At 50.3% G+C, this 24,575-nt stretch carries 26 protein-coding genes; 14 read left to right on the top strand and 12 right to left on the bottom strand.

What is annotated here, in order from left to right:
• Positions 1-17 precede the first annotated feature (17 nt).
• From gpmM to ACXAD4_RS00690, 3 genes are all read left to right on the top strand, one after another.
• The gene (gene gpmM / locus ACXAD4_RS00700) at positions 18-1,559 is read left to right on the top strand and encodes a 2,3-bisphosphoglycerate-independent phosphoglycerate mutase (protein WP_475237911.1); all 1,542 of its coding nucleotides are present in this window, start codon (positions 18-20) and stop codon (positions 1,557-1,559) included.
• 8 nt (positions 1,560-1,567) lie between these two features.
• Positions 1,568-2,722, top strand: a complete 1,155-nt coding sequence (locus ACXAD4_RS00695; protein WP_475237909.1) for a peptidoglycan DD-metalloendopeptidase family protein — start codon at positions 1,568-1,570, stop codon at positions 2,720-2,722.
• Positions 2,723-2,792: 70 nt separating this feature from the next.
• Positions 2,793-3,533 (top strand): divergent polysaccharide deacetylase family protein, encoded by a 741-nt coding sequence (locus ACXAD4_RS00690; RefSeq protein ID WP_475237907.1) that lies wholly within the window; start codon positions 2,793-2,795, stop codon positions 3,531-3,533.
• Positions 3,534-3,551: 18 nt separating this feature from the next.
• On the opposite strand, the gene ACXAD4_RS00685 is transcribed toward ACXAD4_RS00690, so the two are convergent.
• Positions 3,552-4,196: a TetR/AcrR family transcriptional regulator gene (locus tag ACXAD4_RS00685; protein ID WP_475237904.1), complete on the bottom strand. Its 645-nt coding sequence runs from the start codon at positions 4,194-4,196 to the stop codon at positions 3,552-3,554.
• A gap of 112 nt (positions 4,197-4,308) precedes the next feature.
• On the opposite strand from ACXAD4_RS00685, the gene rfaD reads away from it, so the two are divergent.
• From rfaD to ACXAD4_RS00660, 5 genes are read left to right on the top strand one after another with little or no spacing between them, the layout of a single operon-like run.
• Positions 4,309-5,259 (top strand): ADP-glyceromanno-heptose 6-epimerase, encoded by a 951-nt coding sequence (rfaD, locus tag ACXAD4_RS00680; protein WP_475237902.1) that lies wholly within the window; start codon positions 4,309-4,311, stop codon positions 5,257-5,259.
• Between the two features lie 3 nt (positions 5,260-5,262).
• Complete coding sequence (gene lpxM, locus ACXAD4_RS00675; protein WP_475237900.1) at positions 5,263-6,213, top strand: lauroyl-Kdo(2)-lipid IV(A) myristoyltransferase; 951 nt, start codon at positions 5,263-5,265, stop codon at positions 6,211-6,213.
• Complete coding sequence (locus tag ACXAD4_RS00670; RefSeq protein WP_475237899.1) at positions 6,185-7,438, top strand: O-antigen ligase family protein; 1,254 nt, start codon at positions 6,185-6,187, stop codon at positions 7,436-7,438. The genes lpxM and ACXAD4_RS00670 overlap by 29 nt, the downstream gene beginning before the upstream one ends.
• A gap of 2 nt (positions 7,439-7,440) precedes the next feature.
• Positions 7,441-8,280 (top strand): glycosyltransferase family 2 protein, encoded by an 840-nt coding sequence (locus tag ACXAD4_RS00665; RefSeq protein ID WP_475237896.1) that lies wholly within the window; start codon positions 7,441-7,443, stop codon positions 8,278-8,280.
• Positions 8,281-8,295: 15 nt separating this feature from the next.
• Entirely contained in the window at positions 8,296-9,135 is an 840-nt protein-coding gene (locus ACXAD4_RS00660; protein ID WP_475237895.1) for a hypothetical protein, read from the top strand.
• Between the two features lie 48 nt (positions 9,136-9,183).
• On the opposite strand, the gene ACXAD4_RS00655 is transcribed toward ACXAD4_RS00660, so the two are convergent.
• Both ACXAD4_RS00655 and ACXAD4_RS00650 read right to left on the bottom strand, forming a co-directional pair.
• Positions 9,184-10,287, bottom strand: a complete 1,104-nt coding sequence (locus ACXAD4_RS00655) for a glycosyltransferase (RefSeq protein WP_475237894.1) — start codon at positions 10,285-10,287, stop codon at positions 9,184-9,186.
• Positions 10,288-10,363: 76 nt separating this feature from the next.
• Positions 10,364-11,419, bottom strand: coding sequence for a CDP-glycerol glycerophosphotransferase family protein (locus ACXAD4_RS00650; RefSeq protein ID WP_475237891.1), 1,056 nt, complete (start codon positions 11,417-11,419; stop codon positions 10,364-10,366).
• Between the two features lie 138 nt (positions 11,420-11,557).
• On the opposite strand from ACXAD4_RS00650, the gene waaA reads away from it, so the two are divergent.
• Complete coding sequence (gene waaA, locus ACXAD4_RS00645) at positions 11,558-12,844, top strand: lipid IV(A) 3-deoxy-D-manno-octulosonic acid transferase (RefSeq protein WP_475237890.1); 1,287 nt, start codon at positions 11,558-11,560, stop codon at positions 12,842-12,844.
• 39 nt (positions 12,845-12,883) lie between these two features.
• Here the strand turns inward: waaA and ACXAD4_RS00640 are convergent, their stop codons facing one another.
• Positions 12,884-13,588 carry a 3-deoxy-D-manno-octulosonic acid kinase gene (locus ACXAD4_RS00640; RefSeq protein WP_475237888.1) on the bottom strand — a complete coding sequence of 235 codons (705 nt, stop codon included), beginning with the start codon at positions 13,586-13,588 and terminating at the stop codon, positions 12,884-12,886.
• 91 nt (positions 13,589-13,679) lie between these two features.
• Between ACXAD4_RS00640 and ACXAD4_RS00635 the strand changes: the two genes are divergently transcribed.
• The gene (locus ACXAD4_RS00635) at positions 13,680-14,717 is read left to right on the top strand and encodes a glycosyltransferase family 9 protein (protein WP_475237885.1); all 1,038 of its coding nucleotides are present in this window, start codon (positions 13,680-13,682) and stop codon (positions 14,715-14,717) included.
• A 27-nt stretch (positions 14,718-14,744) separates the two neighbouring features.
• The gene (gene coaD, locus ACXAD4_RS00630) at positions 14,745-15,230 is read left to right on the top strand and encodes a pantetheine-phosphate adenylyltransferase (RefSeq protein ID WP_187460539.1); all 486 of its coding nucleotides are present in this window, start codon (positions 14,745-14,747) and stop codon (positions 15,228-15,230) included.
• A 70-nt stretch (positions 15,231-15,300) separates the two neighbouring features.
• Here the strand turns inward: coaD and ACXAD4_RS00625 are convergent, their stop codons facing one another.
• The 6 genes from ACXAD4_RS00625 to radC all read right to left on the bottom strand — a co-directional run bounded on the left by ACXAD4_RS00625 (position 15,301) and on the right by radC (position 19,263).
• Entirely contained in the window at positions 15,301-16,308 is a 1,008-nt protein-coding gene (locus ACXAD4_RS00625; protein WP_475237883.1) for an NAD-dependent epimerase, read from the bottom strand.
• 167 nt (positions 16,309-16,475) lie between these two features.
• Positions 16,476-17,285, bottom strand: a complete 810-nt coding sequence (mutM, locus tag ACXAD4_RS00620) for a bifunctional DNA-formamidopyrimidine glycosylase/DNA-(apurinic or apyrimidinic site) lyase (RefSeq protein ID WP_475237881.1) — start codon at positions 17,283-17,285, stop codon at positions 16,476-16,478.
• 34 nt (positions 17,286-17,319) lie between these two features.
• Positions 17,320-17,811 carry a hypothetical protein gene (locus ACXAD4_RS00615; protein WP_475237879.1) on the bottom strand — a complete coding sequence of 164 codons (492 nt, stop codon included), beginning with the start codon at positions 17,809-17,811 and terminating at the stop codon, positions 17,320-17,322.
• Positions 17,812-17,996: 185 nt separating this feature from the next.
• Positions 17,997-18,164, bottom strand: coding sequence for a 50S ribosomal protein L33 (gene rpmG / locus ACXAD4_RS00610; protein WP_004405486.1), 168 nt, complete (start codon positions 18,162-18,164; stop codon positions 17,997-17,999).
• A 13-nt stretch (positions 18,165-18,177) separates the two neighbouring features.
• Positions 18,178-18,414: a 50S ribosomal protein L28 gene (gene rpmB, locus ACXAD4_RS00605; protein ID WP_036818767.1), complete on the bottom strand. Its 237-nt coding sequence runs from the start codon at positions 18,412-18,414 to the stop codon at positions 18,178-18,180.
• Between the two features lie 174 nt (positions 18,415-18,588).
• Positions 18,589-19,263: a RadC family protein gene (gene radC, locus ACXAD4_RS00600; RefSeq protein ID WP_475237876.1), complete on the bottom strand. Its 675-nt coding sequence runs from the start codon at positions 19,261-19,263 to the stop codon at positions 18,589-18,591.
• A 274-nt stretch (positions 19,264-19,537) separates the two neighbouring features.
• On the opposite strand from radC, the gene coaBC reads away from it, so the two are divergent.
• Together coaBC and slmA are read left to right on the top strand one after the other, a co-directional pair.
• Positions 19,538-20,749, top strand: a complete 1,212-nt coding sequence (coaBC, locus tag ACXAD4_RS00595) for a bifunctional phosphopantothenoylcysteine decarboxylase/phosphopantothenate--cysteine ligase CoaBC (protein WP_475237875.1) — start codon at positions 19,538-19,540, stop codon at positions 20,747-20,749.
• 197 nt (positions 20,750-20,946) lie between these two features.
• The gene (slmA, locus tag ACXAD4_RS00590; RefSeq protein WP_044622315.1) at positions 20,947-21,537 is read left to right on the top strand and encodes a nucleoid occlusion factor SlmA; all 591 of its coding nucleotides are present in this window, start codon (positions 20,947-20,949) and stop codon (positions 21,535-21,537) included.
• A gap of 233 nt (positions 21,538-21,770) precedes the next feature.
• Here the strand turns inward: slmA and pyrE are convergent, their stop codons facing one another.
• Together pyrE and rph are read right to left on the bottom strand one after the other, a co-directional pair.
• Positions 21,771-22,412, bottom strand: coding sequence for an orotate phosphoribosyltransferase (pyrE, locus tag ACXAD4_RS00585; protein ID WP_475237874.1), 642 nt, complete (start codon positions 22,410-22,412; stop codon positions 21,771-21,773).
• A gap of 124 nt (positions 22,413-22,536) precedes the next feature.
• A complete protein-coding gene (rph, locus tag ACXAD4_RS00580; RefSeq protein ID WP_107298957.1) occupies positions 22,537-23,253 on the bottom strand; it encodes a ribonuclease PH in 717 nt (238 codons plus the stop codon).
• Positions 23,254-23,521: 268 nt separating this feature from the next.
• Between rph and ACXAD4_RS00575 the strand changes: the two genes are divergently transcribed.
• Positions 23,522-24,385 carry a YicC/YloC family endoribonuclease gene (locus ACXAD4_RS00575; protein WP_475237871.1) on the top strand — a complete coding sequence of 288 codons (864 nt, stop codon included), beginning with the start codon at positions 23,522-23,524 and terminating at the stop codon, positions 24,383-24,385.
• Positions 24,386-24,575 lie beyond the last annotated feature (190 nt).

The raw sequence follows: 24,575 nt of genomic DNA, 5'->3' as shown, positions 1-24,575 counted from the left end.
CATACGAGGGACAGCATATGTCTGCTAAGAAGCCATTGGCTTTGGTTATCCTAGATGGCTGGGGTTACCGCCAAGACAACGCCAACAACGCTATTGCTAACGCCAACACGCCAGTTATCGACGGCCTGATGGCAAACGAAGCAAATACCCTGATCTCAGCATCAGGTATGGATGTTGGCCTGCCTGACGGCCAGATGGGTAACTCTGAAGTAGGTCACACCAATATTGGTGCCGGCCGCATCGTTTACCAGGATCTAACCCGCATCACCAAGTCAATTGCCGACGGCGATTTCTTCGAAAACCCAGCGCTAACTGGTGCTGTAGACAAAGCGGTTAACGCAGGCAAAGCTGTTCACATCATGGGCCTGATGTCTCCGGGCGGCGTTCACAGCCACGAAGACCACATCGCCGCAGCAGTTGAAATGGCAGCCAAGCGTGGCGCTGATAAAATCTACCTACACTGCTTCCTTGACGGCCGTGACACACCACCTCGTAGCGCACAGGCATCTCTGGAGCGTTTCGACGCTCTGTTTGCTGAGCTAGGCAAAGGCCGCGTTGCTTCTCTAGTGGGTCGTTACTACGCAATGGACCGTGACAACAACTGGGATCGCGTTGAAGTTGCCTACAACCTACTGACAGCTGCTAAAGCAGAGTTCAGCGCAGCGTCTGCCGTAGAAGGTCTTGAAGCGGCTTACGCCCGTGACGAGAACGACGAGTTCGTTAAAGCGACTGAAATCCGTGCCGAAGGCCAGGACGTTGCAGCAATGGAAGATGGCGATGCTGTTATCTTCATGAACTACCGTGCTGACCGTGCGCGCCAGATCACCCGTGCCTTCGAGGTTGACTTCGCTGGCTTCGAACGTGCCCAGTTCCCAGCCCTTGCTGATGTTGTGATGCTGACCCAGTACGCAGCTGACATCAACCTGCCTATCGCTTTCCCGCCAGCAGACCTAGTTAACACCTTGGGTGAGTGGCTATCGAAGAAAGGCAAGAAGCAGCTACGTATCTCTGAAACAGAGAAGTACGCACACGTTACCTTCTTCTTCAACGGCGGCGTTGAGAACGAGTTCGACGGCGAAGAGCGCCAGCTAGTGGCTTCACCAAAAGTAGCTACTTACGATCTTCAGCCTGAAATGAGCGCACCAGAGCTAACTGACAAGCTAGTTGCAGCCATCAAGAGCGGTGAGTTCGACACTATCATCTGTAACTACCCTAACCTTGATATGGTTGGCCACACTGGCGTTTACGATGCAGCAGTGCAAGCGACCGAAGCGGTTGACGGCTGTCTTGGCCGCGTAGTGGAAGCTATCCGTGAAATGGACGGCCAGCTACTGATCACTGCCGACCACGGTAACGCAGAGATGATGGTTAACCCTGAAACCGGTGGTATCCACACCGCGCACACCAACCTACCCGTACCGCTAGTGTACTTGGGCGACAAAGCGCTAACTCTGAAAGAAGGCGGTAAACTGTCTGATCTGGCGCCAACTATGCTGGCCCTAACAGATATGGAAATCCCTGCAGAGATGACTGGTCAGGTGCTGTTTGATCTGAAATAATCTCCCCTATGCGGGAAGTTATCAAACACCTACACCATAGTCTTCGCGCCAGTGCATTTTGCACTGGCGCTTTTCTATGCCTGCTATTTGGCACTAGCGCCTTGGCCGATGAAGGCCAGCTCAAAGGGGTCAAGCAGGAAATATCACGCCAGCAAAGTCAGGTCGCCAGCAACCGCAAGAAGGTCGACCAATTGCAGAAAAGCCTGCGCCAGCAGGAAGTCGGTATTGCCGAAACCGCCAAAGCTATCCACCAAGCCGAGCAGCGCTCCGGCGAACTAGAAACGTCTATCCGCTCGCTGAGACAACAACTCGAACAACTGCGCCAGCAACAGCTCGGCCAGCAGGAGCTGCTCAAAGAGCTGCTTAATGCCCACTACAAGCAAGGCAAGCAGAGCCAGTTGGCCCTTATGCTCAGCGGTGAAGACAGCAGCCAGCTCGACCGCTTTACCGTTTATGCCGAGCGCCTTAGCCAAGCCCGCAGCCATGCGCTTGACGAGCTGGCGGCCACCACCACCGAATTACAGCTCAAACAACACCAGTTGGGTGAGCAACAAAAAGAGCAGCAGGCTTTGCTGACCAAGCTCAATGAGCAAAAGCGCAAGCTGGAATCAGAGCGTAGCCAACGGCAGAAAACCGTAAAGGGTTTGCGTAACCAGCTGACCACCGACAACCAATACCTAGCCGAACTGAAAGAAAACGAACAGCGCCTAGTCAAAGAAATAGAAAAAGCCCGTGCTGCAGCAGAAGCGGCCCGCCGGGTACCGATGGATGGCCTGGCAAAACAAAAAGGCAAGCTGCCATGGCCGGTCAAAGGCAAGATCCTGCATAGCTATGGCACCAGCCAGCAAGGCGAGCTGCACTGGAAGGGTATGGTTATTGCCCAGTCTGCCGGTAGCCCGGTCAAAGCGATTTATCCGGGGAAAGTGGTATTTGCCGACTGGTTACGTGGCTATGGCTTGGTACTTGCTGTCGATCACGGCAAGGGCGACATGAGCTTCTACGGCTATAACCAAACCTTGCTGAAGAAGGTTGGCGATACGGTACAAGCCAATGAAAGTATCGCTCTGATCGGTGACAGTGGCGGTCAGGAGCAATCGTCCCTGTATTTTGAGATCCGACGCAAAGGCTCGCCGACCAATCCGCGCGCTTGGCTAACTAGATAACAAATCAATATATTTTTACCATACACTTAAGCAATACGCTTTCATTGCAACGGATTAGCAAGGGATCGCTTTGGCAAAAAGTCGTAGATTAAAGAAATGGGTTTATAACCTCACCTTCATTGCAAGCCTTGCGGCCCCAAGCCTGGCCCTTGCGGCCAAATTGGCGATTGTCATCGACGATCTGGGCTACCAACGTATGCCTGCAGCCCTCTCGGCCCTTCCGCCACAGATAAGCATCTCTATCCTGCCTGACACTCCCTATGACCGAGCCACCAGTAAGCTGGCCCATCAGCAACACCGAGATGTCCTGCTCCATATGCCGATGGAGCCCCTGCACCGCGCACCGCTGGAAATGGCGACCCTGACCCGGGATATGGACCAACAGACGATGCAACATGTGCTACGCTGGGGATTACAACGGGTACCTGACGCTATTGCCGTCAACAATCACATGGGCAGTGCCCTGACTCAAAACTCACAGGCGATGGACTGGGTGATGGAAGTCCTCTCCGAACAAGGACTGTTTTTCCTCGATAGCCGCACTACCGCCAAATCCGTTGCCCTTGAGCGGGCTAAACATCAAAACGTTGCAGCCCTGCGTCGCCATGTCTTTCTCGATCACCTCAGCACCGAGAAATTCGTCAACCAGCAGCTCTCAAGGGCAATTTACCAAGCCAAGAAAAACGGCTATGCCATAGCTATCGGCCACCCTTACCCGATCACCCTAGATGCAATCAGCCGAGCAATTCCGACTCTAGAAGAGCAAGGTATTCAGTTGGTAAGGCTCTCCGAGCTTGCTCCGCCCTCTTAACCAGGGCTATTTAGTCAGTTAGATATCTTTTTCGATCTGCTCGCGGTAGTGCGCCTTGAGCTGTAGCACTTGTGCTTTGCCTTCGGCCGTTGTTAGCGGTCTGACAATACCCAGAATATGCAGCACGCCCTGGTAGAGCACCGCTTTGGTGATCTTGGCCCCCGGCGCCTGGGTGGTCTGGTAGAAAATCCAGCTCGAGGCAACCAGCTTGAGGGTCGTGGCCAGATTCTCCAGCTCGTCTTCCTCGATATCCAGCAGGCCTCCGGTGCGGAAGCTGGCCATCATCGCCATAATGTCCTTGTGCAAGCCTTCCTGAGCCGCAAGGTACTTCTGCTGCAGTTCAGGATCGCGCTGCAGGATATCCGGCAAGTTGGCGTAGAAGAATCGGTAGCGCCACATCAGCATGAACACAGAATCAAGATATACCAGCAAGTTGTCGGCAGTTATTTGAGCATGTTCAAGGGGTTGGAAGTGAATACTGAGATCATGCGCGTATTGATCAAAAATACTGTGTATAATCTCTTCCTTATTGCGGAAATGGTAGTACAGATTACCGGGGCTAATCCCTAAATGGGCAGCAATATGGTTAGTGGTAATGTTCGGCTCACCGCTTTCGTTGAAAAGCTCCAGTGCAGCTAGGATAATTTTGTCACGGGTTTTCATTTGCTTCTCACTTCTCTGCCCAGATAATTTGGCAATCTGCTAATACTATCATAAACCTATTCTATAACAGCGGGTCTAACCCTTGTTATCCACCCAACAGACTGGAAGAGCCATGATTATAGTAACTGGTGGTGCCGGGATGATCGGCAGCAACCTCGTAAAAGCACTCAACGAGCAGGGCCGCAACGATATTTTAGTGGTCGACAACCTCAAAGACGGCACCAAGTTTGCCAACCTCGTCGACTTGGATATTGCCGATTACATGGACAAGGAAGACTTCATTACCCAGATCATGGCAGGGGATGAGTTCGGGCCGATTGACGCCGTCTTCCATCAGGGGGCCTGCTCATCCACCACCGAGTGGGACGGCAAGTACATGATGCTCAATAACTACGAGTACTCTAAAGAGCTGCTGCATTACTGCCTCGAACGCCACATCCCATTCCTGTATGCCTCTTCTGCCGCAACCTACGGTGGCCGTGACCACGACTTTATCGAAGCCCGTGAGTACGAAGGTGCCCTCAATGTCTACGGCTATTCCAAGCAGCTGTTCGACAACTATGTTCGCCGCCTATGGCAGGATGCCGAAGAGCACGGCGAGACCCTATCGCAAATCACCGGCTTCCGTTACTTCAATGTCTACGGCCCGCGTGAGCAGCACAAAGGCAGCATGGCCTCGGTGGCCTTCCATCTCAACAACCAGATCAATCAGGGCGACAACCCGAAGCTATTCGAAGGCTCGGATAACCTTAAGCGTGACTTCGTGTTTGTCGGGGATGTGTGCAAGGTCAACCTATGGTTCTGGCAGAATAGCGTCTCCGGGATCTTTAATTGCGGTACCGGCAAAGCCGAGCCGTTCAGTGAAGTCGCCAAGGCGGTGATCAAACACCACGGCAAAGGCGAAATCGAAGAGATCCCATTCCCAGAACATCTTAAAGGCCGCTACCAAGCCTTTACCGAAGCCGATCTAACCCAATTACGAGCCGCAGGTTATACAGACTCATTCAAGTCTGTCGCCGATGGTGTGGCCGAATACATGGCAAGTATCAACCAGACAAAATAATAGATGAAAGACCATTACGATAAACAAGCTTACAACCCGGAATTCAGCAAGGCCTTTCTGCACCCGAAATATTGGGGAACCTGGCTGGCTGTCGCCTTTGCTGCTCTGCTGTGTTTGCTGCCGCACCGCCCCCGCCGTGCTATGGCAAGCCTGTTTGCTAAACGGGCGGTAAAGTTCAACAGCAAGGCCAACCGTCGTGCCAGGGTTAACCTCCAGATGTGCTTCCCCGACAAAACAGAGGAAGAGCGCGAGGCGATGTTGCTTGAGAGCTACATTACGGCAGGCAGTTTTCTGATGGGCTTTGCTGCCCTAAGCGTACGCAATCGACAATGGTTGGAAGACAATACCATTGTCCGGGGTGAAGAACACCTGACAGCACTGAAAGAAAATGGCGACAGTGCCATCTTACTGGTACCGCACACCTGGGCTATTGATATTCCTGCAGTTTTGCTTGCATCTCGCGGATTGCCGGTTTCGGCGATGGCGAAAAAACAGAAAAATATCGTGTCAGACTGGTTAATGCATAAACAGCGTGTACAATACGGCGGCCGCGTTTATGAGCGCAGTGGTGGGATCAAGCCCTTTATCAAGTCTATCCGCGAGGGCTATCTGGGCTACTATTTGCCGGATGAAGATTTGGGGGCCGAACACAGTGTGTTCGTCGATTTCTTTGCCACTACCAAGGCGACTATTGCTGGGTTGGGCCGCCTGGCAAAACTGAGCCGCGCCAAAATTGTGCCGTTGTACTCGATTTACAACAGCGAAACCGGCAAATACGAGATAGATATCTATCCACCGCTCTCTCCGTTCCCGCTGGAAACCGAGGAGCAAGATGCCCGTTTGATGAACCAGTGTATCGAGCAGTACGTCACCGAACGCCCTGAGCAGTACATGTGGATTTTACGTTTATTGAAGACCCGGCCGAATGGCGGGGCCAATCCATACCGTAGTTAGTGTTGGAACAATGCAAAAAACGATGAAATTTGATAAAGGCCTGATTATACATTCAATTATACTGTTTCCGCTGATTTGGGTTTTCAGTGGCGTCTTTGCTTTTGCAAATGGCGACAAAATTTTGAATGTTCTCGTGCCGTTAGTTGTCATTGCCCGTGTTTACTTTCTTGGGTACAAAGACATCATAACCAACTTCAAGCAAAACAAGCTCCTGTGGCTACTATTGCTTAACTTACTTTTTGCGATAGTCGCTTTTTGTACCTATGGCGTATCTTCCAGCCGCTTTAGGATTCTTGGTATCAGTTTTCTATACCTCTCTATTCTTCCTCCAAGTTACCTGAAGCATATTAGCTTCCGAAACTTAGTCTGGATCTTATCAGGCAGTCTCTTTGTATTTGTGCTTATCCATTACTTTGATGGGCATTTATTCAACAGAAATGATTGGTCAATCAACCCTATACGCATTGGTATTATCAGTGCCTTCTTGGTCAATGCAAATTTATACTTCGCAATGACTGAGCGAACAAGAAAGCATCAGTCTATTGCTCTATTCTTTGCAATTATCGTACTCTTTCCGCTAATTCTATCTGCCTCTCGGGGCCCATGGTTAGCATTTGGGGCAGGATCTCTTGTACTCCTTGCCCGTACTGTTAAATTAAAAGTACTAAATTATAAAGTCGTCTTGGGCTCCATTCTTGTCCTGTTGTCTGTCACTGTAATGTTAAAGCAACCAATAGCGAAAAGGATTGATGCCACTTTATATGAAGTGCAACAAATTCAGTCTGATAACATGGAAACCTCTATTGGTTTAAGACTGCAAATGTGGAAAGCCGGTGTCGAGATCATCAAATCTCACTGGTTACTAGGTGTTGGCAATACTGGTCAGCAAGAAGTGAAAGAACAAATGGCTAATGAAAACTTTATCTCACATGAAGCCGCTAGATATTCGCATTTACATAACCAGTGGATGGATGATCTGGCTAGTTATGGTGTCTTCGGCCTTTTTGCTATATTACTTTTTGTCATATACCCTCTTTACTCATCGAAGGGGGCAAACAACAAAACATTAATCTGGGTATTGATCAGTGTTTATCTAACGGTCAGCTTGACCGATGTGCCGCTTGAAAGATCTCATCCTTTCGTTTTTTATCTATTCTGCATGTACATGCTACTTAGAAAACATGACACCATGGACGTGACAACAACTAGGAAAGAGTGTAAGTAACTATGAAGTTTATAGTAATTAGTGCTGTCTATAATATGTCAGAGCACCTTAAAAAGAATATAGACATATTAAAAGCGCAGACTTACGCAAACTTCGAGGTGTATTTTGGTGATGATCAATCTACCGACAACAGCTGTGATGTCATAGAAGAAAACATTCAAGGTGATGACCGTTTTCACTTAATACGCCATCAACAAAAGCTGTATTCAATGGGCAATATTGCTGAGACAATCAAACTCGCTCAGCCAGCAGACGATGATGTGATTGTGCTAATTGATGGCGATGATGCGCTTGCTGACTCGACTTCGCTTGAATACTTAAAAAATACTTACTCTAATGAACAATGTTTGATGACATTTGGTTCCTACTCAGTAAATGGCAAACAAGGGGCGAAATGCTCTGCATACCCAAGTATCGTTCAAAAGTTAAACATTTTTCGATATGTAAAGTGGCGAGCAAACCATCTGAAAACTTTCAAGTATTCGTTGTGGAAACAGGTAAATCCCGCCTCCCTAACACTATCAAGGGAAGAAGTAAAAAGTACGCTTAACTTCTATTTGTATACAGGAAGAATCAGAACTTGGCTTAAGTGCAAAAAAATCAAATATGAAGATTTAGTCACGGATGATAGCAAATACGTGAGACGATGTAGCGATAAATATATCACTTCGCCACTGTTAGAGATGGCTGGTGAGAGAGCGCACTATATCGATAAAGTCCTCTACCATTATTTAGGTCCTCAAGGGCCGCATAATTTTGGCAATAGCAGCAAAAAGTGGTCTCAACGGCTTCTGCGACAGGCTATAAGCCTAAAACCCAGATACAAGAAAAATGCCAATTAAAAAAGTGGTGTCTGAGTGACAGGGACAAGAAAACAGCTAGATTCAGGAAGAGTGATTCTTAACCAGTCATTGGTAGAATACGCTTTCTTTGACTTCGGCAAACCTGTAGTGGTGTGCTTTAACCCTGCAGGAATGCTGCTCAGCAGAGAGCAGGTCAATGCTGGCGAACATGCCTGGTGCTATAACTTTTTGGTCAAACAGGGCATTAATGTTTTAGCAGTCAACACTATCGATGATAACCACTGGTTTTTATGCTCGGAGTTAGAGGAATACCTTAACGGTGTTGCTCCTCAACTACAAAAATTTCCAGAAAGATTAGGATATGGTGCAAGTATGGGCGCATATGGCGTCTCTTGCTTCTCATCTACCCTCAATCTAGACCGGGCTTTAATCTTTTCACCATTGCTCCCACCAGATTCTGATTTTACGCAGCATTTCCGTGATATTGACTGTGGCCAGTTCACCATTGTTTATGATTCTTTTGATGCCCAAGATAAAGAGATTGCTTCACGGTACCCTTTAGGAACTCAATACCTTCACTTTCATGGCGTTGGTCACCAAGTTATTGAGTCAATTGCAAAAATAGGTTACTTGAAAACTTTTTTCCTAGCTTTTTACAACAATACAATAAATCGGAAAGAGTTTTATCAACAACAAAAAAGCAAACGGACTCTTGTGCGCTACTATAGCTATCTGGATAGAAATCCAACAAGAAAAAATACCAAGAGGCGTAAATTGATCATCAAAAAGCATAAGTTTTTATATATGATGAAAAATACAGATCAGGTTTTAAATAAAGTGACCAATAAGCTTTCTAAAAGCCTCAAAAAACGCATTAGAATGCTCAAGAATTAACAATAAGAAGGGAGCGAATGCTCCCTTCTTATTGAATTATCATCTACTCTAGCTAAGTAACTCTCTATAGCATTTCAGCGTCGCCTCAACACCCTGCTCGACATTAAATTTGTCAATAACACGCTGCTTAGCAGCTACGCCATACTGTTTGCACAACTGACGGTCGTTATAGAGCTTAAGTATCGCGTCGGCCAAGGCTTTTTCATCGCTTGGTGGTACCACAATGCCAGTTTCGCCATCAGCCACCAGCTCCGCATTACCGCCGGTATCAGACACGATAGAAGGTACACCGTAAGAGTTAGCTTCCAACACAGCGCGGCAAAGCCCTTCTCGTTTGGTGGTTGGAAGAATCGTTAAGTCGGATGCTGCTGCGACTTCAGGTGCATCTTCACGATAGCCCAGAGCATGAACCCTTGTAGGCTTCCCGCTGCGAGCTATCATCTGCTGAATTTTCTCAGACTGAGGATCTGCCCCAACAAGCAATACGTCAATATTGATGTCATCTGGTAGTAACTTCATGGCATCCATCAATACATGCAGACCTTTTCTCGGCCTTAAATTCGCCACTAAAGATAACTTGAAACTGTCTTCTGGCAGGTTGAGCGATCCCAAATTGGCCGGCGGATTTTGGTACCAAGATTGATCATGGCCTTTATAGACAGTGACAGCCTTTGTCTTATCTCCCCAGATATAGTTTTGCAGATCAACCTCAATAGCCTTGGCAACACAAATGATTTTATCCAAGCGAGGGTTTAGCATGGTTAGATAACTCGTCGGATCAATTCGGCTAATATTGCCAGTCTGTCCACGGTAGGCAATGACCTTTGCTTTTGTGCCAATCGCAGCAAAGCATCCATTTGAGCAAGCGATATTATTATAAAGGTGCAAAATTTGAATATCGTTTTCAGTGATAAACTTGCGAATCGCCTTAATGGTATCAATGCTTACTTTCTTGTCTAAAGGATCTGTCACCACCTTGACGCCTTCGGCTTCAAGAAATGGGATCAATGTCGACCCAGGATTACACATCACAGTGACATCAACCTGTCCTGATTTGTGCATACCTATTATCTGAGACGCTTCAGGGCGAATAGGGTTGATGTTTTTTCTTCCATGGTGTGTCACCGCGAGGACTTTAATTTTCTGACTCATCTCAAATTACCATATCTATACAATACTGAATGCACTCACACAAAAACGTTACCAAACGATTAATCAACTATGAGCCCTATAACTTCCAGTAGCCCAATTTTTTCCGCATTTTAAATTGACGCAGAAAGTTAAGTGGCTTGGGTTTAAGCCCCGCCCTATCATCAGCTAACATCTGATTTGCGGCTTCTAATACACGCAAACTTGATTGACCATCCTGATAAGGGTGTAATTCCTGACAGTATTGTTCAATTTCTGCCATCAGGGCATTTGGTCGTTGCAAGGCCTGCTCCAAAGCAGATTCCACCTGCTCAACTTCCGTCACGTTCAATAAATGACCGCTCGGGATCTGATTACGAAACGTTACCACGGGTTTGCGCTGCAATAAGAACATCAGCAATATCGAAGAAGTGTCACAGAGCATGACATCAGCCGCTTGCAGCAAAGGCAGCACATTATCGGTCTCTACAAACTGCAAATGCTCACTCTGCAGTTGCTTGTACAGCTCAACAATAGCGGGATCCATTTTCGGGTGGAATTGGATCAACCAACGCCATTTTCCTGTTGCCGCCAACGCCTTTATCTTATCGTAAAGGATAGGCGCACAAGTCAAGTTACGGGAAAACGTCGAGCACATGAGTACTGTCGGCCTGTTATCTTGAGGAGCTAGATAAGGGTTATCCTCAGCGGCAGAAAATAGCGGATCCAAAGCAGGCCATCCCGTTTGGGCTATACGGAAGTAACCATGCTCGGCAGCCAACTGCTCGAACCGCTCGGTGGTGTTAGGCCCTTGTGTACAGTAGAGGTCAAAGCAGCCGCGGATCTGAAAATGGCCATTACGGGCCCTTTTTCCGGAATTGAAGCCATGGAAGACGCCAACTTTGATCCCGGGAATGAAACTTGGCACCACATTGCCTGGCACAAAAACGATATCTGGTCGCCAGGCTTTTACCTCATCGACTGATGTCAGTAGCGTTTCGTTATCTTTTATATAGCTAGGATCGGCCTCGTGCCCTTCGATGAACCAGCATACTTCGTCCCCCTGCTTTAAAATGGCTTCTTGCAGCGGGCGCAACATTGCATAGGCATAATTTTGGGCAATATACATTAAATAGCGCTTGCTCTGTTGGCTCACGACGTCACCCTCGGCATCAAATTACAAAATAACGTGTATTCTATCGCAATCATGCCCAAGATTGGGAAATATCCCAACCTGTAATCAAGCATATATCCCGTTATAATAGGCTGATAACCCAAGACCCTAATCTATCGTATGTTTATCCGAGCACTCTACACCTTGCTGCTGGCGACGGCTTCTCCTTTGCTGTTGTTTGGTCTCTACCGCCGCCGGCCCAATAAGCCTGCATTCGGCCCGCGCTGGAAAGAACATTTTGGTTTAACACCTCCATTGACAGTGACAAGCAAGCAGCAACCTATTTGGATCCATGCCGTTTCTGTCGGAGAGTCAATTGCCGCCATTCCGGTGATCAAAGCTATCAAGAATAACAACCCCGAGCAGACAATTATTATCACTACCACCACCAGCACTGGAGCAGAGCAAATCAGCAAGCTGGGCGAGTTGGTCGAACACCGCTACATGCCGATAGACTTTGCCTGGTGCGTACGGGGCTTCCTTAGAGCTATCAAGCCTTCGGCCATGCTGATCATGGAAACCGAGCTCTGGCCCAACACCCTGGCTACTGTCCACCGAGCCGGCGTACCGGTCATTGTGATGAATGCGCGCCTGTCGGAGCGATCTGCCCAGCGATATGCCAAGTTCCAGCCCGTATTCAATACCATCGCCGCCAATCTCAACCACCTCTTGTGCCTGCACCAAGACGATGCCGATCGCTTTGCCCGACTGGGGATACCAGCGGACCGCCTCAGCGTCACCGGCTCGGTCAAATTCGATATTCAGATAGCGCCAACACTCTTAGCGCAGTCCCAGCAACTGCGACAGCAACTTGGCGAGACTCGCCCGGTATGGATTGCCGCCAGTACCCACAAGGGTGAGGACGAGCAGATCCTCGAGGCTTTCAAGACCGTCAAAAAGCAGCATCCTGAGTGCTTGCTAATACTGGTACCGCGCCATCCGGAGCGCTTCGACAGTGTGGCTGAGTTGTGCCAGTCGCAGCAACTGAGCTGCGTACGCCGCACAACAAAGCAAACAGTCGATAGCAACACTGATGTCTACTTAGCCGATACCATGGGGGAGATGTTGCTGCTGATGGGGGCGGCAGATATTACCGTCATGTGTGGCAGCCTGATTGGCGATAAAGTCGGGGGGCACAACATGCTTGAGCCTGCCGCCCTTGCCAAACCTATTTTGACCGGACCAAGCTATTACAATTTTGCCAACATTACCCAACAGCTAAAAGCTGCCGGGGCGCTGGATGTCTGTCGCGATGCTGGTGAGATAGGCGAGCGACTCAGTACTCTGCTTTCCGACCCAGCGCAATGTAAGCGCATGGGTGAAGCGGGCTGCGAGGTGGTAAAGAATAACCAAGGGGCTGTTGCCAAAACGCTGGCCGTCATCGACCAGCAACTTGCCAAAAGCTAGCAAGCGGAGCGCCTGACAACGTTAAAAAGAAGCGTTAAATCAACTAGCTTGATAGCCATTCAACAGCCACTGCCAGCATTGCGGTTCAAACTGTATTCCCCGCTTGCCCTGCTCTTTGACAAATGAGCGGTGCAGGCGGGACAAATTGTCCTGCTTCCAGCCTTCGCCTTCTTTCTCGTAGCACTTGTCAAAATCAATCAGCCAGACCTGCTGCTGGCTATCCAGCAAGATGTTGTGACTGTTGAGATCGGTATGGCAGACTTGAAGGTCGTGCATCTTTCTGACCATCGCCCCGATTGAGCGCCAGTTTCGCTCCGGCAAGGCGTTATGTTCAAGTAGGGCCACTAAATCTTTTGCCCCAGAGATTTTTTCCACCAAGATATCAGCCCGGTAAGTCAAACCCATTTTAACTGCACGTGCGGCAACCGGACGCGGCACCCTCACCCCGCCACGGGCCAGTTTATCCAGCAGTCTAAATTCCTCAGCCGAGCGGGTCTTGTCCCATCCCGTAAACCAATAGGCATCTTCAACCAGCTTGCCGAACAGTCCACCCCGGCGGTAGTGGCGCAGTGCCATCTCGATATGGGCTCCTTTGACAAACCAAGTCGTCCCCCGCCCTTGGGCCGAACCAATCACCAAATCCTGCTGTTGCCAGAAGACGGGGTCGAAGCACTGCTGCGGATCTTCCGCCAGCAAATCCGGGGCAAACCAGATCCGCTGGTTACGGCTTGCTATTTCTTGCACGCTTTATCTCCAAACTTAAGGGACAGAGTATTTTACAATCACTTACCTGAACTGCATAATTTCATCTCTGATTGATTAACAGGACTTTGTCATGGCGTTATTTACCGCCCCGCCACGCTCAATTTGTATTCTCAGGCTATCTGCCATCGGCGATGTCTGCCACGCCATTTCAGTCGTGCAGGCTATCCAGGCCCACTGGCCGTCTACCGAAATCACGTGGGTAAGCGGGAAAATCGAAGCCCAGCTGATCGGCGATCTACCCGGGATCAAAGTTGTGGTATTTGACAAGAAAGCGGGATGGGCCGGGATGAAGTCCGTGTGGCAAGCACTTAAAGGCCAGAAATTCGATGCCCTACTCCATATGCAGGCAGCCCTCCGTGCCAGTGCCCTGTCTGTTGGGATCAAAGCAAGATACCGTATCGGTTTTAGCAAAAACCGAACCAAAGAAGGACAGTGGCTGTTCACTAACCGCCACCTGCCTAATACTGAAAGTTTCCACGTATTGGATAACTTTGCCGACTTCGCCCGCTATCTTGGCGTTCCTTTCGATGCCCCGCGCTGGAAGATTCCACTGAGCGGCGATGACAAAACCTTTGCCCAGCAGCAGATCAATGGCAAACCCACTCTGATCATTTCGCCAGCGGCAAGTAAGGACGAGCGCAACTGGCTAACCGAGCGCTACAGCCAACTTGCCGACTATGCTACAGAAAAAGGGATGCAGATCATCCTGTGTGGCTCGCCGGCACCACGCGAGGTCGCTTTGGGCGAGGCTATCAGCCAACATTGCCAGCATGCCCCGGTGAACCTGATCGGCAAGACCAGCCTCAAACAGCTGACCGCCCTGCTTGGCGCAGCCGACGTCGTTGTTGCCCCCGATACCGGCCCGGCCCATCTGGCCACCACCCAAGGCACACCGGTTATTGGCCTGTATGCCCATAGTAATCCAAAGCGTACCGGCCCTTACAACAGCCTAGCCTATGTCGCCAGTGTCTATGAAAAGCATGCCGAGCAGCAACACGGCAAGCCGGTGGCAGAGCTGCCATGGGGCACCCGGGTCAAGGGTGACACGTTAATGCAAGACATCCAGCTAGATGATGTCACGGCCATTCTGGACCAACTGATTTCCTAATTTGATATTTACTGACTGGTATTTAATATGACAACCCGCGTTATTTACCCTGGCACGTTTGATCCGATCACCAATGGCCATCTCGACTTGATCGAGCGAGCGGCAGCCATGTTTGACCATGTGGTGGTCGGCATTGCCTATAGCCCGAGCAAGAAACCATTATTTGATCTCAAGGAGCGTGTTGATTTGGCGCAGCAAATCACCCAGCACTTACCCAACGTCGATATTGTCGGCTTCTCAGGACTGTTGGTCGATTTTGCCAAAGAGTACCAGGCCAATGTGCTGGTACGCGGCCTGCGTGCGGTCTCGGATTTCGAATATGAATTCCAGCTGGCCAACATGAACCGCCGTCTGATGCCTGAGCTTGAGACTGTCTTCCTGACCCCAGCCGAGGAGAATTCCTTTATCTCTTCCACCATCGTCAAGGAAGTCGCCCTGCACAAAGGCGATGTCAGCCAGTTTGTCGATCCGGTTATTTGCGATGCGCTGCTAGAAAAACTCAGCAAAAAATAAGACCCGCAAAGACAAAGAAGGAGGCATTCGCCTCCTTCTTTCATTCTGACTTCCCAAAGAGCAATTAGCTTCAGCGCTGGTAATACTCACGGTACCAGTCAACAAAGGCTTTCACGCCTTCTTTCACCTTCACTTCCGGCTGATAACCCGTCGCTTCAAACAGATCTTTGGTATCCGCGTAAGTGGCATAGACATCGCCCGGCTGCATCGGCATGAAGTTCTTCTTCGCTTCGATACCCAGCGCTTCTTCCAGCGCCTCGATGAACTCCATCAACTTCACCGGACTACCATGGCCAATGTTGTATACATTGTAAGGGGCCGAGCTGGTGGCTGGAGTACCGGCTTCGACGGTCCAATCCGGCGTCTTGGCAGGAATCACATCCTGGATACGGATGATCCCTTCAACAATGTCATCGATGTACGTAAAGTCACGGCGCATATCACCGTTGTTGTAGACATCGATTTCACGCCCTTCAATGATCGCATTGGTAAACTTGAACAGCGCCATATCAGGGCGCCCCCATGGGCCGTACACGGTAAAGAAACGCAGGCCGGTAGTGGGTACACCGTACAAATGCGAGTAGGTGTGCGCCATCAGCTCATTCGACTTCTTGGTCGCAGCATATAGAGAGATCGGGTGATCAACGCTATCAGCAGTATCGAACGGCATCTTCTGATTTAGGCCATAAACCGAGCTGGAAGAGGCATATACCAAGTGCTCGATGTTATGGTGGCGGCAGCCCTCAAGGATAGTCAGGTGACCGACCAGGTTGCTATCAGCATAGGCCAGCGGATTATCAATCGAGTAACGCACACCGGCCTGTGCGGCAAGATGAATTACACGATCAAACTTTTGCTCAGCAAACAAGTTGGCGATACCGTCACGGTCAGCCAGATCCAACGCAGTAAAAGTGAAATTTGGATGAGCAATTCGCGCCAAGCGAGCTTCTTTCAGAGACACCTCGTAATAGTCATTGAGGTTATCAATCCCGACCACCTCATGTCCCATGGCACATAACCGCTCTACCACGGCACTTCCGATAAAGCCGGCAGCGCCGGTAACCAAATATTTCTTCATCTGCTTAGACCTTAAAAAGTGTACTCGTTATCCATACTTAGTATAACGTTTCGTAGCGGGATCATAGCACCCGTTAGCTAGTGACGGTAGCGCCACAAAGCAAAAGCCTGGTCAATATATCTGACACCAAGGTTCAGTAAGCTTGAAACAATCAACTTTGAACAAGCTTATTTCTGGCAATCACTGCAATACACAGTGGCCCGTTGGCCAATTTTCACTTCGCTGAGCGGCTTATCGCAGCGCGGGCAAGGCTCTCCGCCTTTGCCGTAAACCTGGAGTTCCTGGGCAAAATAACCCGGCTTGCCGTCAGCATTTTTGAAGTCTTTCAGGGTCGTGCCGCCCTGCTTGATGGCAAAAGCCAAAACCGACTTGATTTCGTCAACCAGTAACGCCAAACGCTGGGCAGAGATTTTTCCAGCCTCCCGCTTGGGGTGGATCCCCGCGGCAAACAAGGACTCATTGGCGTAGATATTCCCGACCCCGACCACCACATGGTTATCCATAATAAACTGCTTTACCGCAGTGCGCTTACCTTTGGCTTTTTCTTGCAGATATTCAGCCGTGAACGCCTCGCTAAGCGGCTCAGGGCCAAGCTTGGCCAATACCGGATGCTCCCCCTCATCAGCCTGCCATAACCAGGCACCGAAGCGACGGGGATCGTTGTAACGCAATACTTCACCACTCGACAGGCATAAATCGACATGGTCGTGTTTTTCCGGAGGGATCCCCGCTGTTAGCACCCGCAGGCTACCTGACATCCCTAGGTGCACAATGGCATATCCAGCGTCTGTCTCGAGCATCAGGTACTTCGCCCGTCGGGTGACCCGGCGGATCACCTGCCCTTCGATCTGGCTGATCTCCTCCGGTACAGGCCAACGCAGCTTGGAGTTGCGGACAATAATCTGGGTAACTGTCTGATTGGTGACATGGGGAGCGATCCCCATCCGACTGACTTCAACTTCAGGTAATTCAGGCATGACTTTCTCAATAATTGTTCGAATTATTGGTTCACTATAACACTGGCGGGAATAAATAGGCTTCTTCTACCGATACTGCCAACCACTCCCCCTGCCAGTTGTTCATCAGCCAAAACTGCGGTTGCTGATAGACGGTTACCCTGATTGGCTCTTCTTCATTCGCCAACCATATTTCGACGCTGCTCGGTGGCGGCAAGGTCGGCTTGAGCTTACCGACCATCTCATCACTGACAGCAGTCCCAGCCAGGAACTGCCAGTGGTCGACAAGCTGATCAGCCGGCAATGTCACCCTTGGCTGGGCCCGCCAACTGTTATCTTCGAGATTGAGGCTGGTGAGTGGAAGATGCAGTTGCTTGATAGCCGATTGAGCTGGCAACAATGCGGTCATCCCTGCTTGTGCTTGGACTTGGACCTCTTCCTCACCGCTAAAGCGCTGTTTGACCAACTCCGGTAACTGGACCACGGCAATAAAGCAGATCACAGCAATGATAATTACATTGTTCCAGCCACGGCGAGACAGCCTCATCGCAACACTCCTTGAAAGTCCGGCAAAGTATGGATTAACAAACTATACCGCCAAGGTCGAAATAATGCAGGGTTATTGAAGCAGGAAAAGAACGGAAAAGTGGCAATAGGGGTCGGGAGGTGAATTTCAGATATAAAAAAACCCAGTTAGAAAACTGGGTTTTTATCAAAAAAGCGAATAACCAATTACTTGATTTTAGCTTCTTTGTACATAACGTGCTTGCGAACTACAGGATCAAATTTTTTGATCTCGAATTTGCCTGGCATGTTACGCTTGTTTTTGTCGGTAGTGTAGAAGTGGCCTGTACCAGCAGATGATACTAGACGGATCTTCTCACGAATGCCTTTAGCCATTGTTCAAATCCTCTTAAACGTTCTCGCCGCGAGCACGCATATCAGTAAGAACGGCGTCGATACCTTTCTTATCAATGATACGCATACCTTTCGCAGAAAGGCGTAGTTTAACGAAGCGTTTTTCGCTTTCTACCCAGAAACGATGAGTTTGCAGGTTCGGCAGAAAACGACGCTTGGTGGCATTACGTGCGTGTGAACGGTTGTTACCCGTTACAGGACGCTTACCAGTTACTTGGCATACTCGGGACATTACTGTCTTCTCCAAATCGTTTCAGCTCGATATCTACCGTGGCTATTTCAATGCGGAAAATTAATTCTCACATACAACCACAGCTATCAAAGGTCGCGCATTATACTAAGTCAAAACCAGTTGCTCAAGTCCCGAGCAGTCCTTTCTCAACTTTTTAAGCAAAAAATGACTATTTTATAGCCATCCTCGCTCTGCAAAAGAAGTGATGTCTCCGTCACCGACAACAAAGTGATCCAGAACCCGAATATCCACCAACGCCAGTGCATCACTAATTCGGCGGGTAATTCGGCGATCTGCCTGACTCGGCTCTGCCACGCCTGACGGGTGATTATGCGCTAAAATGAGCGCGGCTGCATTAAGTTCTAGTGATCTTTTTACAACTTCCCGTGGATAAACGCTCGCAGCATCGATGGTTCCCTCGAAAAGTACCTCGCCGCTGAGCACCCTGTGCTGGTTATCGAGAAACAAAATATAAAACGCTTCACGATGACGATCGCGCAGTACATGAGTGAGATAACGCCTTGTATGATCAGGGCTTGTCAGAGCGTCCTCCTTCTTAAGCGTTTCCTCAAGGTGGCGCTGATTCATCTCCAGCACCGCCTGCAATTGGGCATACTTGGCCGGACCCAGCCCTTTATACTGGCAAAACGTGGTCCTGTCCGCCGCCAGCAACGCCCGCAACGAACCGAACTGTTGCAAAAGCTCTGTCGCCAGCTCTATCGCATTCATCCCGGCTATGCCGGTACGCAGAAAAATAGCCAATAGCTCGGCATCCGAGAGCGCGCCGGGGCCACGATCCAACAACTTTTCTCTCGGCCGAGACTGTGCCGGTAATAACTTGAGTGTCATATCTCCCTCCTGCAGCCAAACTAGACGGGACAAAATCAACTTGGCAAGATGGGCTTTTCGTTCTCCTACTACTTGCACAAAAAAGCCCCTACCTAGCCGTTACATCCAACACCAAAATGCCAACTGTCTCGCACCCAAGTCCTTGTCTGCTTCCGGTAAAACCCCAAACCAAATTTGATCCCGAGCAAGGAAGCCGGCTTTTTTTGGTGGCTAGCAATTTTTGGTGGTAAGGTGTGGCGCATTGACATTCCGGATATCAAGAGCAGGCAATAAGATGCAAACTTTGGCAGGAAAAAAAATTCTTCTTGGGATCAGCGGCGGTATCGCAGCATACAAATGTGCAGAGCTAACGCGCCGTCTGATTGAGCGTGGCGCACAAGTACAAGTCGTTATGACCAAGGCCGCCAAGGAATTCATTACTCCGCTTACGATGCAGGCGGTATCCGGTAGGCCTGTATCCGACAGCTTGCTCGACCCAGCAGCAGAAGCCTCAATGGGCCACATCGAGCTTGCCAAATGGGCTGACTTGGTGCTTTTGGCACCGGCAACCGCCGACTTGATTGCCCGTATGGCCTCAGGCATGGGCAATGATCTTCTGACCACCCTTTGCCTGGCGACAGACGCACCGGTTGCTGTTGCGCCAGCAATGAACCAGCAGATGTACCGCCATGTGGCGACCCAAGAAAATATTGCCACCCTTGCCCGCCGTGGTTGCCATATCTGGGGCCCGGCCAGCGGCGAGCAGGCTTGTGGCGACGTTGGCCCAGGCCGGATGCTCGAGCCAATGCAGCTAGTGCACATGGCAGAAGATTTCTTCAAGCCCACTGATCTCGACGGCCTCAAGCTGACCATTACTGCCGGACCAACCCGCGAGGCGATTGATCCGGTGCGCTACCTAACTAACCACAGCTCCGGCAAGATGGGCTACGCCATTGCCGAGGCGGCAGCCAAACGCGGCGCAACAGTCACATTGATCAGCGGCCCGACTAACCTAGCCACCCCGGCAGGTGTTGAACGCATCGACATCAGCAGCGCCGAGCAGATGCACCAGGCTGCGATGGACCATGCCACGGCCAGTGATATTTTCATCGGCTGTGCCGCTGTCGCCGACTTCCGTCCGGCAGATATTAGCGATCAGAAGATGAAGAAGAAAGACGGCGAAGATGACATGGTGATCCGCTTGGTGAAAAACCCAGACATTATCGCCAGTGTCGCTGCGCTTGATGCCCAGCGCCCATTCACCGTTGGTTTTGCCGCTGAGACCCAGGATGTCGAGCAATACGCCCGCGGCAAACTAGCTCGCAAGCATCTCGACCTAATTTGTGCTAATGATGTCTCAAACGAAGGACAAGGCTTCAACAGCGACCAAAACGCCCTGCACCTGTTCTGGCCGCAAGGCGACAAAGCCCTGCCTTTGACCAGCAAGGCCGAGCTGGGCGCACAGCTGGTCAGCGAAATCGTCTCGCTATACAAAGCCGGGAAATAGGTTTTCTCCCCCGCAGCTGCTGATGAATTAACCGAATAAGATCAAATATAAAGCCCAATACTTCAGGTTGGGCTTTTTTTGTCGATAAAGAGATCAGTATCGGCGGGCAGTGCTTTTCACGGCAGGTTTACGCCGCTAAGATAGGCGGGTTTCATCCTGTCCATTGACAGTCTTATTTTGAAAAGGAACGGTTATTCATGGCTGGCAACAAGAAAAACAACCGCCGCGAAGAAATTTTGCAAGCGCTGGCGCAAATGCTGGAATCTGCCCAAGGCAGCCAACGTATTACTACCGCAAAGCTGGCCGCCCAGGTTGGTGTCTCGGAAGCCGCCCTCTACCGCCACTTCCCAAGCAAGGCGAGAATGTTCGAGGGGCTGATAGAGTTTATCGAAGACGCCATCACCACCCGGATCAACCGCATCCTCGATGACGAGAAGGACACCCTGCAACGCCTGCGCATGGTGCTGCAGCTGATCCTCGGCTTTGCCGAGCGCAATCCTGGCCTGACCCGCATCATGACCGGCCACGCGCTGATGTTTGAACAAGACCGCCTTCAGGCCCGTATCAACCAGCTGTTCGAGCGTATCGAAACCCAACTGCGCCAGATCCTGCGCGAGCGCAAGCTACGCGAAGGTAAGGGCTTCCCGGTTGACGAGTCTATCCTTGCCGCCCAATTGCTGGGCCAGGTAGAAGGCAGCCTGAACCGCTTTGTCCGCTCGAACTTCAAGTACAAGCCAACCGCCAACTTCGACGATTACTGGCACCTGCTAAGTGCAGAGCTAGGGTAAATAACAGGTTCGAGGAACGAGTTCCTGGATCCTAGAAATAGCGAACATAAAAAAGCGAGAGGCTTACGCCTCTCGCTTTTTTGTGATTCTGGGTTCTGGGTGCTGTAAAAGCGCTTTCTAATAGCTATACAACGTAAAACACTTCGCTCTTGTTTTTTGCTCTTCCAAGGGCCCCGTTCCCGTTTTTCCTAGGCCCTGCTCCTCCGAGGAACTAGGATCTAGGTTCTCGAACCTTATACCCCGTATTCTGCACGGTAAGCTTTCACCGCTTCCAGGTGCTGCTCCATACCGTCCTGCTCTGCTAGATAATTAACCACATCACCCAGTGACACGATAGAAATCACCGCACAGCCGAAGTCACGCTCGACTTCCTGGATAGCAGACAGCTCACCCTTGCCTTTCTCCTGGCGGTCGATGGCAACCAACACGCCAGCCAAGTCAGCACCGTTAGCCTTGATGATTTCCATCGACTCACGAATCGCCGTACCGGCAGTGATCACGTCATCAACCAGCATAATACGGCCTTCCAGCGCACTACCAACCAAGTTGCCGCCCTCACCGTGAGCTTTAGCTTCCTTACGGTTAAAACAGTATGGGGTATCTACATCATGGTGATCTGCCAATGCCACCGCTGTTGTCGTCGCAATTGGGATCCCCTTGTACGCAGGGCCGAACAACACATCGTACTCGATACCGGCATCTACTAAAGCCTCAGCGTAAAAACGGCCTAGGCGTGCAAGATCACGACCTGTGTTGAACAAACCCGCGTTGAAGAAGTACGGGCTCTTGCGGCCAGATTTCAGTGTGAACTCACCAAACTTCAGTACCCCTTTCTCCAAGGCAAATTCGATGAACTGACGCTGATATGCTTTCATGGTTTCTCCTTAATAGATGCAACTTGTGATTACACGATTTAAATCTAAAGTCTGGACGACATTGCTAGGCAGCACACAATCCAGACAAAAAAAAGCGGCTCCAATAGGAACCGCTTCAAAAAAACTAACTTTCCAGCGCTTGCTTCTGAACGCTAACAATGTCGGCAATGCCGTCTTTCGCCAGAGCCAACATCGCCAGCAACTCTTCATGGCTAAAGGCTTCGCCTTCTGCCGTACCCTGGATCTCGATCATCTTGCCTTCTTCGGTCATGACCACATTCATGTCCGTTTCCGCTGCCGAGTCTTCAACATACTCCAGGTCGCAAATGGCTTCACCATTGTAAATACCGACCGACACAGCCGCGACCATGCCTTTCAGTGGGCTGGCTTTAAGCATGCCTTTCTCCAGCATGTAGTTGATAGCATCGACCAGAGCGACCATCGCACCAGTAATAGACGCAGTGCGGGTACCGCCATCGGCTTGGATAACATCACAGTCAACAGTGATCATCTGCTCACCTAGCGCTTCCAGGTCAACCGCGGCACGCAGGCTACGGGCGATCAGACGCTGGATTTCCATCGTGCGGCCACCCTGCTTGCCACCGGCTGCTTCACGGCGGTTGCGCGAGTGAGTTGCACGCGGCAGCATGCCGTATTCTGCCGTCACCCAACCTTGTCCTTTGCCTTTCAGCCAGCGTGGTACATTCTCTTCCACACTTGCAGTACAGATTACCTTGGTATCACCAAACTCTACCAATACCGAACCTTCGGCATGGGCAGTAAAATTGCGGGTAATAGTAATAGGACGAACTTGGTTGTTGCTTCTTCCGCTTGGACGCATCAGTGGCTCCCTCTGGCTGGATGACATTAACCGGCGATTATAGCCACAACCAACCGGTTGTGCACGTGAAACCCAATCGGCATGGTGTTATTGGTACTGATTGCTGCCTGAATCACCACCAAGTAGCTGCATTTCCTTTATTATTAAGGCTAAGTATAATCGTGACATCCGGATAACTGCGCACCACTTGCACATCGATGACGGTGGCTTGCCCAAGGCACCCCACCCAAAGCAGTTATCAACCACCACTATTAGAGGCCACTAGCCAATGATTCATAGCATGACCGCCTACGCCCGTCGCGAAGTCAAAGCCGACTGGGGCACAGCCGTTTGGGAAATCCGCTCGGTAAACCAACGCTACCTTGAAACCTACCTGCGTATGCCTGAGCAATTCCGCAGCCTGGAGCCTGTATTGCGTGAGCGTTTCCGCAAGCGTCTGGCCCGCGGCAAGGTAGAATGCAACCTGCGTTTTGAAGTGAACCCAGCAGCCAATACCGAGCTGAAAATCAATGAAGAACTGGCCAAGCAGGTGATCAATGCCGCCAAGTGGGTAAAAGAAACCTCAGGTGAAGGCAGTGTCGGTCCATTCCAGGTCCTGAACTGGCCGGGTGTGATGGAAGCGCCGGAGCAAGACCTCGATGCTATCAACAAAGATCTGCTCGCTGCATTCGATAGCACGGTTGATGACTTCATTGCCGCCCGCGCCAGCGAAGGCGAAAACATGAAAGCGCTAATCGACCAGCGCCTTGAAGCGATCTCTGTTGAAGCAACCAAGGTTCGCAGCATGATGCCGGAAGTACTGAACTGGCAGCGCGAACGCATCATGACCCGCTTGGAAGAAGCCAAGGTCGAACTTGATGCCAACCGCGTCGAGCAGGAGCTGATCATGCTGGCGCAGAAGAGCGATGTCGCCGAAGAATTGGACCGTCTGGACTCACACGTCAAAGAAACCCAGAAAATCATGAAAAAAGGTGGCGCCTGTGGCCGCCGCCTAGACTTCATGATGCAGGAGTTCAACCGCGAATCGAACACCCTGGCCTCGAAATCGATCAACACCGAGATCACTGCCGCGGCTGTTGAGCTAAAAGTGCTCATCGAGCAGATGCGCGAGCAGATCCAGAATATCGAGTAACCTCCCATTGCGCCCCGGGCAGCGCTAAAGCTCGGGGTGATCATTGCGCTGGCATGAAATGATCATAAATTCCAACTAGGCTTAACTTTAACTCGAGCAAAAAGTTGAATTTTCAAGCAACCAGCTAATTTCTTTTGCGCGCAGATCATGATAATCTGCGCGCCCTTCTATCACTGAGTGAAAATAGGCA

Source organism: Photobacterium sp. AWH4_225 (genome assembly GCF_056158405.1).
This window is presented reverse-complemented; position numbering and strand designations above follow the sequence as displayed.